Genomic DNA, 16,627 nt, shown 5'->3' on the forward strand with positions numbered 1-16,627 from the left:
CGGGGAAAACACCCGGACGCGGGAAACTTGGCGCGACACATAAAGAACGCGCCCGGAAAGTCAAGCCCGGCCGGGCCTCTGCCGCGCCCAATGCCCATATTGCCCACCGGCAACGGAGCGTGCCGACGGCAGCGACGTCGCCAGCTTCAGGCGTCCTCCCTTACCAGTGAAGCGGCCTTCTTCCAGGCGCCAGTGGTGTTCCACCAGCGGTTGGGGTTGGCGCGGTCGTCGAGGCCCTTGGAGCGGCTGGCGAGCAGCGGCTGGATGCGGATCACCGGCTCCTGGTAGGAATGCGCCTGGTAGATCGCCTCGACGATTCGGGCAGCCAGCATCTGGTCGTCGGGCAGTTCGAACGACACCTCGACCGTGCCCGGCCGCTGACGCAAGATCGTCTCGGGGCCGGCGGCAGCACCTTCGAGCGGTCGGTAGCGCTCGACGCCGCCAGCCGATTGGAAAGCGTTGCTGTCATAACTGCCCATGCCTAGCGGGCTGATCGCCACCACCGCTTCCATGATGCGGTCGACATCGGCGGGTGGTGCCTGGAAGCTGACAAGCAGCAGCAACTCCATCCGCACCGATCTGGTTTCGAATCCACTGTCGATCATCTGATATCTCCCTGCTTGTGGAGCGCCGATATAGCAGGGGTGCTGCTGACACGGTGATGTCAGCAGCGTCGTGCGTCGAGGCGCTTGATGGAGCCCACCTACAGGATTTTCCGGACGAGCCTGATGCCGACCAAAGCGATATAGGCGGCGAAGAAAACACCGAGCGACCAGCCGAAGCCGGAGGGGCCGAAGATGTCCATACCGATGCCGATCGCCTGCGGCCCGAGCACCATGCCGACGCCATAGCAAAGCACGAAGGCGGCGTTGGCCGAGGCCAGTTCATGGCCGGAGAGCTGGGAGCCGAGATGGGCAAGGCCGATCGTATAGAGCGCGGCGACCACGCCACCCCAGACGAACAGAAGCGCTGCCATCAGGTGCCAATTCGCGGCGAAGTGCGGCATGACGACGGTGCCGGCGAGGCCGACGGTGGCGCAAGCCAGGAGCAGATGGCGGCGGTCCGAGACGCGGTCGCTGATCATGCCGATCGGGATCTGCAAAAGCACGTTGCCGAGGCCGATCATGGTCAGCAGCAGGGCGGCGTCGGCTTCGGAGTAGCCGATGCGGCTGCCATAGATCGGGAACAGTGCGAAGCCGCCGGTCTCGACGGCGCCGAACACCAGCACCGCGAAGGTGGCGGTCGGCACCAGCCAGATGTAGCGCAGGAAATTGCTGGTCTCGCCGTCCGCCACGATCGTCGGGCTCTCGTTGCGTGCCGCCAGCACCGGTATTGCGGCCAGTGTCACCAACCCGATGATCACGCCGAAGGGCCTGAAGCCGGAGCTGCCGAGATGGGAAAACAGCCACGGCCCGGCGGCAAAACCGAGCGACAGTACGGTGGCATAGATGCCCAGCACCAGGCCGCGCCGGTGCGGCGGTGCCGAGGTGCTGATCCAGAATTCCGACAGGATGAACAGCACCGTGAGCGCGATATGCAGCACGACGCGCAGCGGAAACCACATCCAGAAGTCCGGCGCGAAATGGAAACCGACGAAGGCGAGCGCGCCGGCGGCAATCATGGCTAGCATGGTCCAGGCGACGCCGAAGCGCATGGCAAATGGCGTGGCGAGCGGTGCGCCGGCGATCGAGGCCAGGCCGGCGACGGCCGTGTTGAGGCCGATCATCGAGGCCGAGTGGCCGCGCGTCTCCAGGATGACGCTGAGCAGCGGCATGCCGAGGCCGATGGCGATGCCGACGACGCTGATCGAGGAGATCGCAGCGACCATCGGCAGCCAGTGTACGCGTTCGTCGCCCTGTTGCTGGGTATCGACCGTCATGTGATGCCTGAATTACCTATAGAATTTCGCGGATGAAGCGGTTGCGGACAAGCCGGTAGAGTGGCACGGAGCCGCCCGGACGAAGCAGCGGATCGTCGGCGAGGCGCCTTTCCAGCTCCTCCAGGATCATGCGGGTGATGTCGGGAATATCTGCCTCCCTGGCCTTGGCCAGCGGCAGCCAGACCAGTTCCTCCAGCTCATTGGTCGGGCCGCCGCCCGGAAGCTCAACTGCGACGTCGCCACGCCACGCGCTGAAGAAGCGAGTGTCGAAACGGCGCACCCGGTTTGGCGGCGTGATCGCCCGCGCGATGAAACGCAGCGGCTCCAGCGAGGGCATGACACCGTGTTCGGCAAAGCCCTGCCAGTCGCGCCTGGTCGTCGCGAAGGCGCCTTTGCGGCCGATGAGCAGGCCGGCTTCTTCGTAGGTCTCGCGGATCGCCGACAGCGCAATGGCACGGGCGCGCGCTACGCTCGTGCGGCCAAGGCCGGCGGTCAAATTGGCTTGCTCCTCCAAGTGGAGTGCCCCGGCAACGGGGATGCGGCTATCGGCTGGATCCGTGCGGCCGCCGGGAAAGACGAATTTCCCGGGCATGAAGGCATGACGGGCATGGCGCCGGCCCATCAGCACCTGGATGTCATCGCCTTTGCGGTCGAGCAGGATCAGCGTCGCGGCGTCGCGCGGACGCAGCGTCCGAGCCTGTGGCGGTACAACACTCCGCTCAACCTTGTCGATGTCGGCCTTGGTCATCCCGTCCATACGCTCGACCTGATGCATGTCGTCCAGAAGGTTCGGGGACCAACGACCTGCATGGAAATAAGATCTGAAGCGTGTCGCGTGAACCCGTTCATACGCGACGCGCTTTAGCGGAAACTTGTCTTGTGCGAAAGTGGCGTTCAGCCAAAGCCGATTGCACCAGCCGCGACTTCAAGCCTCGGGGTGAGACTCGATGACATCCTTTTCGCCGCCGAAGCCGTGCATATAGAGCGCCCATTGCAGGCCGATGACGGCGCCCTTAACCGGCTGCAGCAGCGCGACCGCCAGCAGGATGGTCAGCGGCACCCAGATGGCGATGTGCTGCCAGGTGGAGAGGGTGGAGGTTGACTCGACGCCCATGAAGGCGCCAAGCACGATGTGGCCGACGATGACGATCACCAGATAGGCGGGCAGGTCGTCGGCACGGTGGTGATGCAGTTCCTCGCCGCAGACGGCGCATGCGTCGACGGATTTGGTGAAGCCGCGAAACAGCTTGCCCTCGCCGCAATGCGGGCAGCGGCCGAGCATGCCGCGCTTTATTGCCGTCCACAGCGGACGCGCAACCCGGCCCGAATGAAGCTCGCCGCCGAAAACCTGGTCTTCCATCTGCAACTGTCTTGCCATCATCGTCTCCTGCCGCGCGAACCCGGACGCGATTGCGAGGCGCGGGCGCGGCCCTTGGCCTTGTGGAACGACCGTTTGGAGCCGGCCATCGGCTTCGGGTCGGTCAGCATCTCGAAACGCATCGCGCCGGCCATCGGCGCCACCTCGACCAGGCGAACCTCGACGCGGTCGGCAAGCTGGTAGCCCTTGCCGGTGCGCTCTCCGAACAGCGATCGGGCTGTCTCGTCGTAGATATAGTAATCGCCATCCAGACTTGACACCGGGATAAAGCCATCCGCGCCGTACTGCGGCAATTGGACAAATAGTCCCGATTTGGTGACGCCGGAGATGCGGGCGTCGAAACGGTCGTCGATGCGCTCGGCGAGATAGGCGGCGATCAGCCGGTCGACCGTGTCGCGCTCGGCCGCCATGGCGCGGCGCTCGGTGCCGGAGATCAGCACCGAGACATCTTCCAGCCGGTCTGCCTCGTTCTGTGTCAGGCCGCCCGCGCCGAGGTCGAGTGCGGCAATCAGTCCGCGATGCACGATCAGGTCGGCATAGCGGCGGATCGGCGAGGTGAAATGCGCGTAGCGTTTCAGATTGAGGCCGAAATGGCCGATATTCTTCGGCGAATATTCGGCCTGGCTCTGCGAGCGCAGCACCACTTCGTTGACCAGGCCCTCATTGTCGGCGCCGCTGACGCGCTCCAGGATGCCGTTGAACTGGGCCGGCCGCATCTGGGCGCCGCGCGCCAGCGACAGGCCGAGCGTCTGCAGGAATTCGCGCAGCGATTCCTGCTTGGCCAGCGAAGGCGCATCGTGGATACGGTAGACAAGCGCCTGGCGCTTGGCCTCCAGCGTTTCGGCGGCCGCGACATTAGCCTGGATCATGAACTCTTCGATCAATTTGTGAGCGTCGAGCCGCTCCGGCACGATGACGCGGTCGACGGTGCCGTCCTCCTTCAGCAGGATCTTGCGCTCCGGCAGGTCGAGTTCCAACGGCTGGCGCGAGTCGCGACCGCGTTTGAGGATGGCGTATGCGTCCCACAGCGGCTTCAGCACCGCGTCGAGGATCGGGCCGGTCTTGTCGTCAGGCACGCCGTCGATGGCCGCCTGCGCCTGCGGGTAGGCGAGTTTCGCCGCCGACTTCATCATGACACGGTGGAAGGAATGCCTGACTTTGCGGCCGTCGGCGGAAAAGGTCATGCGCACTGCAAGCGCCGGACGATCCTGGCCCTCGCGCAGCGAACAGAGGTCGTTGGAGATCCGCTCGGGCAGCATCGGCACGACGCGGTCGGGGAAATAGACGGAATTGCCGCGCTTCAGCGCCTCGCGGTCGAGCGCGGTGCCATAGCGGACGTAAGCCGCGACATCGGCGATCGCTACGGTGACGACCACGCCGCCGGGGTTTTTATCGTCCGTGTCGGGCGAGGCGAACACCGCATCGTCATGGTCCTTGGCGTCGGCCGGGTCGATGGTGACCAGCGGCAGGTCGCGCCAGTCCTCACGCTGATCGAGCGTCGCCGGCTTCACAGCCTCGGATTCGGCGATGACGTCGGCCGGAAAGATATGCGGAATGTCGTGCGCGTGGATGGCGATCATGGAGACCGCCTTTTCGCTGGTCAGCGAGCCCAGCACCGTCAGCACTTTTGCGCGCGGCAGGCCGTAGCGGGAAGCGCGCGCCGGCTCGACCTCGACCAGGTCGCCGTTCTTGGCGCCGTTCTGGAATTCCTTGTCGACGACCAGTTCGGGCTGGCGCCGCTCCACCGGCTCGATCCTGAACGTGCCGTCCTTCAGCACGCGAAAGACGCCGAGCACGGCCTCGGTGCGCTTCTCGAAGATCTTCATCACCCGGCCGGTATAGGCAGGGCCTGTCGCATCGTCGGTCGGGAAGGTCTTGGCCAGTACCCGGTCGCCGATGCCCGGCGCTGGACCATTGCCGCCGCGCGAGACGCGGATCGAGACGACAGGAGGCTCGCCGCTGCCGAGGGGCTCGGCCGGGTGCGCCAGCAGCACGCCGTCGCCATCGCGGCCGAAGATGTCGAGCACCGCGACATGGGGCAGGGCGCCGACGCGGGCGAGCTGCTTACGCTCCTTGGTCAGGATACCTTCGTCCTGCAGGTCGCGCAGCATGTCCTTCAGCCAGATGCGATCCTCGCCGCGCAGCGCGAACGCCTTGGCGATGTCGCGCTTGCCGGCGCGGTCCGGGTTCTCGGCGATGTAGCGCAGGATTTCGTCGCGCGAGGGGCGGTAGTCGTCCTTCACCTTGGCGCGGGTATCGGCGGTGCGCGGATCGCCGTGGCTTCGTCCGGAGATCCTGCGCGCCACGGCCTGCTATCCCTTTTTCTTCGCCGCCGGCTTTTTGGCGGCCGCGGGCTTCGCGCCCGCCGCCTTGCGGAACGGCTTCTTGCCGCCACCGCCCTTGGCTTCCTTCTCGGCAATCAGGGCCAGCGCATCCTCGATGGTCACCGCCTGAGGATCCTTGCCCTTGGGCAGCGTCGCGTTAACTTTGCCGAAATTGACGTAAGGCCCGTATTTGCCGTCGCGCACGACGATCTTGCCGCCGCCATCCGGATGGTCGCCGAGCTCCTTCAGCGCGGCGGGGGTGCCGCCATTGCGGCCGTTCTTGCCCTTCAGCTGTTTCTCGGCGATCACCGACACGGCGCGGTTGAGGCCGATCGAGAACACGTCCTCGATGCTTTCGAGATTGGCGTAGGTGCCGTCATGCAGCACGAACGGTCCGTAGCGGCCTAGCCCGGCCGAAATCATCTTGCCGCTCTCCGGATGCTTGCCGACGTCGCGCGGCAGCGCCAATAGGGCGAGCGCCTTCTCGTGGTCGATTGAATCGACCGTCCAGCCCTTGGGCAGGCTGGAGCGCTTGGCTTCCTTGCCGTCGCCGCGCTGGATGTAGGGGCCGAAGCGGCCGCTGCGCAGGGTGATCTCCTCGGCCGTGTAGGGGTCCTTGCCCAGCACCTTGGTGCCGTCGTCGCCGTTGCCATTCTCGCCATTGGGGTTGGCGGCGTCGCCAAGCTGGCGGGTGAACGAGCATTCCGGATAGTTCGAGCAGCCGACGAAGGCGCCGAACTTGCCGAGCTTGAGCGACAGATTGCCGGTGCCGCATTTCGGACAGATGCGGGGGTTCGAACCGTCTTCGCGTGCGGGGAACACCAGCGGCGCCAACTCTTCGTTCAGCGCATCGAGCACGTCGGTGACGCGCAACTCCTTGATGTCGGCGACGGCGCCGGAAAAGTCCTTCCAGAAGTCGCGCAACACGTCTTTCCAGGCGAGCTTGCCGTCGGAGATCTCGTCGAGCTTTTCCTCGAGGGATGCGGTGAAGTCATATTCGACATAGCGTTCAAAGAAGCTTTCGAGGAAGGCCGACAGCAGCCGGCCCTTGGCCTGCGGGACCAGCTTGCGCTTGTCGATCTCGACATAATCGCGGTCTTCAAGCGTCTTCAGGATCGCCGTATAGGTCGAGGGACGGCCGATGCCGAGTTCTTCCAGCTTCTTGATCAGCGAGGCTTCCGAATAGCGCGGCGGCGGTTCGGTGGTGTGCTGGGTGGCGTTGATCGCCTCGCGCCTGAGCTGCTCGCCGGCGCGGATTTCGGGCAGGCGGCGGCTCTCCTCGTCTTCCGCGTCCTCGTCCTTCTGGTCGGTGTAGGCGGCGATGAAACCGTCGAAGCGAACGACCGAACCGACGGCGCGAAGCTCGGCGGTGCGGGCGCCATTGACCGCCTCGATTTCGACAGTGGTGCGCTCGATCTCGGCCGGCTGCATCTGGCTGGCGATGGCGCGCTTCCAGATCAGCTCGTAGAGTCGCGCCTGGTCGGCATCGAGATACTGCCTGACCGAAGCCGGCGTGCGCATGAAATCGGTCGGTCGGATCGCCTCGTGCGCTTCCTGGGCGTTCTTGGCCTTGGTCGTGTAAAAACGTGGCTTTTCCGGCAAGTATTTGGGGCCGAACTCCTTGGCGATCGCATCGCGCGCGGCGTCGATCGCCTCCGGCGCCATCTGTACGCCGTCGGTTCGCATATAGGTGATCAGGCCGGCGGTCTCGCCGCCGATGTCCATGCCTTCATAGAGGCGCTGCGCCACCTGCATGGTGCGGCTGGCCGAAAAGCCGAGGCCCGACGAGGCCGCCTGCTGCAGCGTCGAGGTGGTGAAGGGCGGGCCGGGATTGCGCTTGGTCGGCTTGGCCTCGACCGACAGCACCTTGAAGGTCGCGCCTTCGAGCATCGCCTTGATGTCGTCGGCCTGCGCCTTGTTGGCGATGTCGAGTTTTTGCAGCTTCTTGCGCTCGAAGGCGGTGAGCCGCGCCTCGAAATTCTCGGTGCGCGGCGTGCCGAGGATGGCGGCGATCTGCCAGTATTCCTCGCGGATGAAGCGCTCGATCTCGGATTCGCGGTCACAGACCAGGCGCAGCGCCACTGACTGGACGCGGCCGGCCGAGCGGGCGCCCGGCAGCTTGCGCCACAGCACCGGCGACAGCGTGAAGCCGACGAGATAGTCCAGCGCCCGGCGCGCCAGATAGGCGTCGACCAGCGGCGCATCGATCTGGCGCGGATTGGCCATTGCCTCCAGCACCGAGGTCTTGGTGATGGCGTTGAAGACGACGCGGCTGACCGGCTTGTCCTTCAGCGCGCGCTTCTGCTTCAGCACTTCCAGCACGTGCCAGGAGATCGCTTCGCCTTCGCGATCCGGGTCGGTGGCGAGGATCAGGCCGTCGGCATCCTTCACCGCCTTGGCGATGTCCGCCAGGCGCTTGCCCGAGGCGGTGTCGACAGCCCAGGACATGGCGAAATCCTCATCCGGGCGCACCGAGCCATCCTTGGCTGGTAGATCGCGGACATGGCCGAACGAGGCCAGAACCTTATAGTTCTTGCCGAGGTATTTGTTGATTGTCTTAGCCTTGGCCGGCGATTCGACGACGACGACGTCCATGAGGTCTCATATCAGCTGTGGGCGGCAGAAGAATTCCGCTGCGCGACGCGTTCTTTTCGTCGCTCACATGGCCGCGCTTTTGCAATCGGTCAAGGGCAAGTGGCCAAATTGCGGGGACGTCCGCAGCAATACACTCTTAGAGTGTATGGGGAACATCACAGAATTTCGGGGAAGGCCGTTCATGCTTCGAGCGACCCGAAACGACTCGGAGATACGTCGCCGGCGACCATGCCAATCAGGCCCAGTGCCGCATCTGAGCAGGCGCAATGGCCTGCATAATGAAACCGGCCGCCAGGCGCATGGAGGTGCCCGGCGACCAGTCGACGTCCCGCTCGCGACAGCACGCTGTCTGCCAGCAGGCAGGACGCTCCATTGGGAACTTCAGTCGGCCTTGACGACGTGCCAGACCTCGCCGACGCCGTCACCGGTCATGTCGCCGGCCTTCTTGTCCTTGATGAAGGTGTAGACCGGCTTGCCCTCATAGGCCCACATCTTGGTGCCGTCGGTGCGGTCGACGACTGTCCATTCACCGTCGGCCTTGGCCTCGGCCTCGGCTTTCAGGGGCGGCCAGTTGGTGGCGCATTTGTCGTAGCAGTTGGTCTTGCCCTTCTCGTCCTTGTCATAGGTATAAAGCGTCATGCCGTTGGCATCGGTGTAGATCTTGGTGCCGCCGACATCGGCTTCCTTCCACGCCTCGGCGGCGAAGGAAGCGGCAGTGCTGAGCAAAAGCGCGGCGAGCCCGGCTGTGATCGTTTTCATGGAAATCTCCCTGGGTAATACGAAGAGACGCGCGGGAAATCGCGGCCTCGTCTGTTCAACGCGCCCGGCCGCTCGTTTCTTCCCCCTGCCTGTTGCTCCAGGCAGTGCAGCTTGCCACAAAATGGTGATTGGTGGACAAGGCGGTGCGTCGCTATATGCGCGCCAGCATCATCGGAGCTACGGAATGGCATTGGACATCGGCTATGTCAGCGCAGTCGGGGCGGGGGCGATCTCGTTCCTGTCGCCTTGCGTGCTGCCGCTGGTGCCGCCTTATCTCTGCTACATGGCCGGCGTCTCGGTCGACGATTTTCGCGGCGATGCTGGAGCCACTGCCAAAGCCGGCGCGCGTGGCGCACTGATTGCGTCCTCGATCGCCTTCGTGCTCGGCTTCTCTACCGTCTTCGTCGCGCTAGGTGCGGGCGCCTCGACCATCGGTCATTGGCTGCGCGTCTGGCAGGAGCAATTGGCGCTGGCCGCCGGCGTGCTGATCATCCTGATGGGCCTGAATTTCCTCGGCATATTGCGAATCCCGCTTCTGTCGCGCGAGGCGCGCTTCCAGTCGCAAGGCAAGCCAGCCAGCCTGATCGCCGCCTATGTCATGGGGCTGGCCTTCGCCTTCGGCTGGACGCCCTGCATCGGCCCGGTGTTGGGCCCGATCCTGACGCTAGCCGGCGGCCGCGAGACGGTCGGCGAGGGGGCGCTGCTGCTCGCCGCCTATTCGCTCGGGCTGGGCATCCCGTTCCTGATCGCAGCCCTGTTTTCCGGCGCCTTCATGCGCTTCCTCGGCAAATTCCGCGTCCATCTCGGCCGCGTCGAAAAGGCTATTGGCGCGCTATTGGTCGTGGCGGGGGTGTTTTTCCTCACCGGCGGCGTGCAGAGCGCGTCCTACTGGTTGTTGGAGAATTTCCCGGTGCTGGGACAGTTGGGGTAGGCCAACCATCTCACCGGAATTTAACCGCATTGGTGCAGCATGGCGCCAATGCTAGATAGTTTCGATTCCTGATCCCTTTCATATGGTTGCCCTTTCATGAGCCAGAGATCCTGCCTGTCCGTCATCCTAGCCGCCGGCGAAGGCACGCGCATGAAGAGTGCATTGCCAAAGGTGCTTCACCAGATCGCAGGCCTGCCGATGGTCGCTCATGTGGTGAAGGCGGCCGAGTCTGCCGGTGCGAACGGTCAGGCGCTGGTCATCGGCCATGGGGCGGATGAGATGCGCAACGCGGCGGCCAAATTTGCGCCGAAGGCCGAGACATTCGTGCAGGAAAAGCGCCTTGGCACCGCGCACGCTGTGCTGGCCGCACGCGATGCGATATCAAAGGGTTATGACGATGTCCTGGTGATGTTCGGCGACACGCCGCTGATCGACTCCGACGCGCTGACGGCTGCACGGCTGAAGCTGGCCGAAGGTGCGGCCGTCGTGGTCATCGGTTTCCGCACGCCCAACCCGACTGGCTATGGTCGTCTGATCGAAAAGGGCGGCAAACTGATCGCCATTCGCGAGGAAAAGGACTGCTCCGACGAGGAGAAGAGGATCACCTTCTGCAATGCCGGCATGATGGCGGTGGCCGGCGGCCAGGCGCTAAAACTGCTCGACGCGGTCGGCAACAAGAACGCCAAGGGCGAATATTACCTGACCGACATCGTCGAGATTGCCGGTGGCCAAGGCTTGGATGTCGTCGCCACCGAGGCCAGTTTCGAGAACGCGCTCGGCATCAACAACCGCGCCGAGCTGGCCGAGGCCGAAGGCATCTGGCAGCGGCGCCGGCGGCGTCAGGCCATGCTCTCGGGAGTCACGCTGATTGCGCCCGAGACCGTGTTCTTCTCACACGATACCGAGATCGGCGCCGACACCATCGTCGAGCCCAATGTCTGGTTCGGGCCCGGTGTGAAGATCGCCACGGGCGCCAAGATCCATGCCTTCAGCCATATCGAAGGCGCCACCGTGGCTTCCAACTGCGATGTCGGGCCGTTCGCCCGGCTGCGGACGGGGGCCGATCTCAAGCAGAAGGCCAAGGTCGGCAATTTCTGCGAGGTCAAGCAGGCTGTCATCGAGGAGGGCGCCAAGGTCAACCATCTGACCTATATCGGCGATGCGCGGGTTGGAGCGGGCGCCAATATCGGCGCCGGCACCATCACCTGCAATTATGACGGCTATTCGAAATTCTTCACCGATATCGGGGAAGGTGCCTTCATCGGCTCGAACTCCTCGCTGGTCGCACCACTATCGATCGGCAAGGGCGGCTACATCGCCTCGGGCAGCATCATCACCGAAAGCGTGCCCGACGACGCGCTGGCCTTCGGCCGCGCCCGCCAGCGGACGCTGCCCGGCAAAGGCAAGGAATTGCGCGTACGCTTTGCTTCGGCGGCTGCAGCCAAGAAAAAGTGAATATTGGCAGGCCAAGCGCCTGAAAAACCGAACGATTGCAGTAACCGGGGTTGCAAGAGCGGTCTGTCATGGTGCATTGCGAGCAGGACCGTTCCGCTGACACGGAACGAAACGCAAAGTGACTTTTACGGCAGGCCGGCAATCCCTAGATAGCGCTGGGTTTCTGCAGGGAATCGGGGGCAAGCGCCATGTGCGGTATCGTCGGAATTGTCGGCCAACAGCAGGTCGCGCCGCTTATCGTCGATGCGCTGAAACGGCTCGAATACCGCGGCTATGACTCGGCCGGCGTCGCCACCATCGAACATGGCGAGCTTGGCCGTCGGCGCGCCGAAGGCAAGTTGGTCAATCTCGAACGCCTGCTGAAGAACGAGCCGCTGGACGGCACGATCGGCATCGGCCACACGCGCTGGGCGACGCATGGCGTGCCGAACGAAACTAACGCGCATCCGCATTTTTCCGACGGCGTCGCCATCGTCCACAATGGCATCATCGAGAATTTCGCCGAGCTGCGCGACGAACTGATCCGCGACGGCTACACATTCTCCTCGCAGACCGACACCGAGGTCGTCGCGCATCTAGTAGCGCGCGAACTGACCAAGGGGCTGAAGCCGGTCGAGGCCGCGCACCAGGCGCTGAAGCGGCTGGAAGGCGCCTTTGCGCTGGCCATCATGTTCAAAGGTGACGAAGACCTGATCGTTGGCGCCCGCAACGGCCCGCCTTTGGCCGTCGGCCATGGCGACGGCGAGATGTTTTTGGGTTCCGACGCCATCGCGCTGGCGCCCTTCACCAATTCGATCACCTACCTGGAAGACGGCGACTGGGCGGTGGTGCGCCGCAACGACGTCGCCATCTTCGACATGGACGGCAACAAGGTCGACCGCAAGCGCCAGCAGTCGCTCTCGACCAGCTTCATGGTCGACAAGGGCAACCGCCGGCACTTCATGGAAAAGGAAATCCATGAGCAGCCGGAAGTGATCTCGCACACGCTGGCGCATTATGTGGATTTCGTCTCCGGCGTCTCCAAGCCTCTCGAGCTGCCGTTCGATTTCGCCAAAATCGGCCGGCTGGCGATCTCGGCCTGCGGCACCGCCTATCTCGCCGGGCTGATCAGCAAGTATTGGTTCGAGCGCTACGCAAGGCTACCGGTCGACATCGATGTCGCTTCGGAATTCCGCTACCGCGAGATGCCGCTGTCTTCGAACGACGCCGCCTTCTTCATCTCGCAGTCGGGCGAAACAGCCGACACGCTGGCGTCGCTGCGCTACTGCCGCAAGGCCGGCATGAAGATCGGCGCAGTCGTCAATGTGCGCGAATCGACCATGGCGCGCGAATCCGACGTGGTGCTGCCGACGCTCGCCGGTCCCGAGATCGGCGTTGCCTCGACCAAGGCTTTTACCTGCCAGCTGTCGGTGTTGGCCTCGCTTGCGGTGCGGGCCGGCGTGGCGCGCGGAACGATTTCGCGCGAGCAGGAAAAGACGCTGGTGCGCGAGTTGTCGGAAGCGCCGCGCTTTGCCAATCAGGTTTTGAAACTCGACGGGCAGATCGAACGGATCTCGCGCGAACTCTCGCGCTACAAGGACGTGCTCTATATCGGCCGCGACACTAATTTCCCGCTGGCCATGGAAGGCGCGCTGAAGCTGAAGGAAATCTCCTATATCCACGCCGAGGGCTATGCCGCCGGCGAGCTGAAGCACGGGCCGATCGCGCTGATTGACGAGAACATGCCGGTCATCGTCATCGCCCCGCATGACCGCATCTTCGAAAAGACGGTGTCGAACATGCAGGAAGTGGCGGCGCGCGGCGGCAAGATCATCCTGATCACAGACAGCAAGGGTGCAGCGCAGGCCAGCGTCAAGACGATGGAGACGATCATCCTGCCCGACGTGCCCGAAATCATCTCGCCGATCATCTGCGCGCTGCCGATCCAGATGCTGGCCTACTTCACCGCCGTGTTCATGGGCACGGACGTCGACCAGCCGCGCAATCTGGCGAAATCGGTGACGGTGGAATAGGCGCCGTTTAAAAAATTTCGCAATTCCAAAGCGCCTTGCGGTTCACTAATGTCGCGTTGCAATCAACGCGCCGCGGTGAACCCATGTCCGACGCTCCCAAGACTTCAGGCATGACCCGGCTGCGGAATTATTTCCTGACCGGCTTCATCGTCTGCGCACCGCTGGCCATCACCGCCTATATCGCCTGGTCGTTCATCGGCTGGGTCGATTCCTGGGTGAAACCCTATATTCCGGCGCGCTACAGCCCCGACACCTATCTGCCGGTCCCTGTTCCGGGCTTTGGCCTGATCGTTGCCTTGATCCTGATCACGCTGATCGGTTTCATGACGGCCAACATCGTCGGTCGCGCCATCGTCAATTTCGGCGAACGCTTGCTCGGTCGCATGCCCTTGGTGCGCGGCATCTACGGTTCGCTGAAGCAGATTTTCCAAACGGTGCTGTCCAACAAGGGCGACATGTTTCACCAGGTCGGGCTGGTCGAGTATCCGCGCAAGGGCGTCTGGTCGCTGGTCTTCGTCGCCAGCGAAAAGGAAACCGAGATCAACCAGAAGCTCGACCAGGAAGGTGACCCGCTGATCGCGGTGTTCATGCCCTGCACACCGAACCCGACCACCGGCTTCCTGATGTATGTGCTGAAATCCGACATCGTGCTGCTCGACATGACGATCGAGGACGGCGCCAAGCTGATCGTCTCGGCCGGGCTAGTGGCGCCTGAGGGGAAGGCCAAGATCGTGACCGTCAACGGCGAGCGGATCGACGGTCCGCTTGCCAATCCACCACTCGGCGCCGGGCCTCAGCCGGCGCGCAGCAGGCGCACGGCCTCGTCGCGGCCGAACAGATAAAGCAATAGCCGAAGCGCTGAGCCGCGCTCGGACTGCAATTCCGGATCGCGCGACAGGAGCAGCCTTGCATCGTCGCGGGCGGCTTCGAGCAGGTCGGCATGCGCCTCGATGCGCGCCACCTGGAAGCCGGGCGTGCCGGACTGCCGAGTGCCAAGCAATTCGCCTTCGCCGCGCAGCTTCAAATCCTCCTCGGCGATGCGGAACCCGTCCTCGGTCTCGCGCATCACCGACAGCCGGCGTTTTGCCGTCTCGCCGAGCGGATCCTTGTAGAGCAGCACGCAGGATGACGGCTTGTCGCCGCGCCCGACCCGGCCGCGCAGCTGGTGCAACTGGGCAAGGCCGAAGCGCTCGGCGTGCTCGATGACCATGATCGTCGCATCCGGAACATCGACGCCGACTTCGATGACCGTGGTGGCGATCAGGATGCGCGTCTCGCCCTGTTTGAAGGCGCGCATAGCCTCATCCTTTTCCGTACCCTTCATGCGACCATGCACCAGCCCGATCCGGTCGCCGAACAGCGGCTTCAGCGAGGCAAAGCGGTCCTCCGCCGACATCAGCTTGATCTCTTCGGATTCCTCGACCAACGGACAGATCCAGTAGATCTTCTGGCCGTCGGCGACGGCGTCGAGCATACGGCCGACCAGTTCGTCCAGCCTTTCGAGGGGCAAGGTCACGGTGCGGATCGGCTGGCGGCCGACCGGCTTCTCGGTCAGCTTCGAGACGTCCATGTCGCCGAAGGCGGTCAGCACCAAAGTGCGTGGGATCGGCGTCGCCGTCATCACTAGCATGTCGGGCGCGTCGCCCTTGGCGGTGATGGCAAGCCGCTGATGGACGCCGAAACGGTGCTGCTCGTCGACCACGGCGAAGACGAGGTCGTGGAAAGTCACGGTTTCCTGGAACAGCGCATGGGTGCCGACAACGATGTCGATTTCTCCGTTTGCAAGACCGGCGAGCGTGTCGGTGCGCTCGCGGCCCTTTTCGCGGCCGGTGAGGATGGCGACGCGCAGCCCTGCCTTTTCAGCCAGAGGCGTGATCGTCGCCAAGTGCTGGCGCGCCAGGATTTCGGTCGGCGCCATCAAGGCCGCCTGGCCGCCGGCCTCGACGGCGCGCGCCATGGCAAGCAGCGCGACCACTGTCTTGCCGGAGCCGACGTCACCTTGCAGCAGGCGCAGCATGCGTTCTGGATCGGCGAGATCGGCATTGATTTCGGCGAGCGCGAATTCCTGGCTGGCGGTCAGCGAATAGGGCAGGGCCGCGCGAAGTTTTTCGACGATGCGGCCGTCGCCGATCAGCGGCCGGCCGGACAGGCGGCGGACTTTTGCACGTACCAGCGCCAGCGAGACCTGGCCGGCCAGCAATTCGTCATAGGCAAGCCGCCGCCACGCTGCCCCCTCGATGGCGACATCGATCGGGTCGGCCGGATTGTGGATGCGGGCGAGCGCATCGCCGAAGCTAGGGAAGGTCTGGCGGCGCATGAAGGCGTCGTCCTGCCATTCCGGCAGCTCGGGCAACCGGCCGAGCGCCTGGCCGATCGCCCGGCGCAGTACTTTCCCCGACAGGCCGGCGGTCAGCGGATAGACCGGCTCGACCAGCGGCAGGGCTTCGGTGTCACTGGCCAACGCGATATGATCGGGGTGGACCATGGTTGGGCGGCCGTTGAACCATTCCATGCGGCCGGAGACGACGACATGCTCGCCCACGGGCATCGTCTTTTCGAGATAGGCGGCGTGGGCGTGAAAGAAAGTCAGGCCGATTTCGCCCGTATCGTCGTGGGCGTAGACCCGGTAAGGAACCGACCGGTTGCCGCGCGGCGGCGGCTGGTGGCGGTCGATGCGCACGTCGAGAGTGACGATGGCGCCTGCCGGCGCGAGCGCGATGCCCGGCCGGTTGCGGCGGTCGATCACGGTGTGCGGCAGCACGAACAAAAGGTCGCCGGCGCGGGCGGCGCGGTCGCCGAGATCGGCAGCCACCACCTTCTCGATCAGCACGCCGACCTTCGGCCCGACGCCGGCGAGCGAGATGATCGGGACGAACAGCGGATCAAGGAGGGAAGGGCGCATAATGTCAGCTTATGTCGCGACGGCCATTGCGCAAGGCTGACACCGCCCTCTATCCACGCTATATGCGCCGCTTCAGACAGGGACGCGGCACGATGACCGGAACGAAACGATCAAGCGAGGGGCTCGATACCCGCCGCCGCAAGCTTCTGTTCCGTTCCTGGCATCGTGGCATGCGCGAGATGGATCTCATCCTCGGCAGCTTCGCCGACGCCGAGATCGGCGCCTTGACCGGCGACGAGATCGACCAATATGAGAGGCTCCTCGACATTCCCGACACCGAATTCCTGCCTCTGATTACCGGCGAACGCGCGGTTCCGCCTGATATCGATTGTGCCGTGCTGCAAAAGATCCTGGCGTCGCGCCGGACCATGACATTCTGAACCGACGTGATT

General features: G+C 64.3%; 13 protein-coding genes. 5 read left to right on the forward strand and 8 right to left on the reverse strand.

Annotated features, from left to right (window positions below; genetic code table 11):
• Window positions 1-146: 146 nt before the first annotated feature.
• The 7 genes from D3227_RS27040 to D3227_RS27070 form a co-directional block, all read right to left on the reverse strand.
• Window positions 147-605, reverse strand: a complete 459-nt coding sequence (locus D3227_RS27040; protein ID WP_120017319.1) for a YqfO family protein — start codon at window positions 603-605, stop codon at window positions 147-149.
• Window positions 606-703: 98 nt separating this feature from the next.
• Window positions 704-1,879, reverse strand: a complete 1,176-nt coding sequence (locus tag D3227_RS27045) for an MFS transporter (protein ID WP_120017320.1) — start codon at window positions 1,877-1,879, stop codon at window positions 704-706.
• Window positions 1,880-1,895: 16 nt separating this feature from the next.
• Window positions 1,896-2,636: an NUDIX hydrolase gene (locus tag D3227_RS27050; RefSeq protein WP_120017385.1), complete on the reverse strand. Its 741-nt coding sequence runs from the start codon at window positions 2,634-2,636 to the stop codon at window positions 1,896-1,898.
• A 168-nt stretch (window positions 2,637-2,804) separates the two neighbouring features.
• Window positions 2,805-3,239 (reverse strand): DUF983 domain-containing protein, encoded by a 435-nt coding sequence (locus tag D3227_RS27055; RefSeq protein WP_425374557.1) that lies wholly within the window; start codon window positions 3,237-3,239, stop codon window positions 2,805-2,807.
• A gap of 17 nt (window positions 3,240-3,256) precedes the next feature.
• Window positions 3,257-5,563 (reverse strand): ribonuclease R, encoded by a 2,307-nt coding sequence (rnr, locus tag D3227_RS27060; RefSeq protein ID WP_120017321.1) that lies wholly within the window; start codon window positions 5,561-5,563, stop codon window positions 3,257-3,259.
• A 6-nt stretch (window positions 5,564-5,569) separates the two neighbouring features.
• A complete protein-coding gene (gene topA / locus D3227_RS27065) occupies window positions 5,570-8,176 on the reverse strand; it encodes a type I DNA topoisomerase (protein WP_120017322.1) in 2,607 nt (868 codons plus the stop codon).
• Window positions 8,177-8,557: 381 nt separating this feature from the next.
• Window positions 8,558-8,935 (reverse strand): COG4315 family predicted lipoprotein, encoded by a 378-nt coding sequence (locus D3227_RS27070; RefSeq protein WP_120017323.1) that lies wholly within the window; start codon window positions 8,933-8,935, stop codon window positions 8,558-8,560.
• A gap of 184 nt (window positions 8,936-9,119) precedes the next feature.
• Here D3227_RS27070 and D3227_RS27075 point away from each other — a divergent pair, with 184 nt between their 5' ends.
• From D3227_RS27075 to D3227_RS27090, 4 genes are all read left to right on the forward strand, one after another.
• On the forward strand, window positions 9,120-9,866 hold the full coding sequence (locus D3227_RS27075; protein ID WP_120017324.1) for a cytochrome c biogenesis CcdA family protein: 747 nt from the start codon (window positions 9,120-9,122) through the stop codon (window positions 9,864-9,866).
• A 96-nt stretch (window positions 9,867-9,962) separates the two neighbouring features.
• Complete coding sequence (glmU, locus tag D3227_RS27080) at window positions 9,963-11,321, forward strand: bifunctional UDP-N-acetylglucosamine diphosphorylase/glucosamine-1-phosphate N-acetyltransferase GlmU (RefSeq protein ID WP_120017325.1); 1,359 nt, start codon at window positions 9,963-9,965, stop codon at window positions 11,319-11,321.
• A gap of 188 nt (window positions 11,322-11,509) precedes the next feature.
• Entirely contained in the window at window positions 11,510-13,333 is a 1,824-nt protein-coding gene (gene glmS / locus D3227_RS27085; RefSeq protein ID WP_120017326.1) for a glutamine--fructose-6-phosphate transaminase (isomerizing), read from the forward strand.
• An 83-nt stretch (window positions 13,334-13,416) separates the two neighbouring features.
• Window positions 13,417-14,175, forward strand: a complete 759-nt coding sequence (locus tag D3227_RS27090) for a DUF502 domain-containing protein (RefSeq protein WP_120017327.1) — start codon at window positions 13,417-13,419, stop codon at window positions 14,173-14,175.
• On the opposite strand, the gene recG is transcribed toward D3227_RS27090, so the two are convergent.
• A complete protein-coding gene (gene recG / locus D3227_RS27095; RefSeq protein ID WP_120017328.1) occupies window positions 14,127-16,235 on the reverse strand; it encodes an ATP-dependent DNA helicase RecG in 2,109 nt (702 codons plus the stop codon). The genes D3227_RS27090 and recG overlap by 49 nt on opposite strands.
• A gap of 92 nt (window positions 16,236-16,327) precedes the next feature.
• Between recG and D3227_RS27100 the strand changes: the two genes are divergently transcribed.
• Entirely contained in the window at window positions 16,328-16,615 is a 288-nt protein-coding gene (locus D3227_RS27100) for an FAD assembly factor SdhE (RefSeq protein ID WP_120017387.1), read from the forward strand.
• The last annotated feature ends 12 nt before the right edge of the window (window positions 16,616-16,627 follow it).

Source organism: Mesorhizobium waimense, from assembly GCF_003601975.1.
In the GTDB taxonomy this organism is placed as follows: Bacteria; Pseudomonadota; Alphaproteobacteria; order Rhizobiales; family Rhizobiaceae; genus Mesorhizobium; species Mesorhizobium waimense.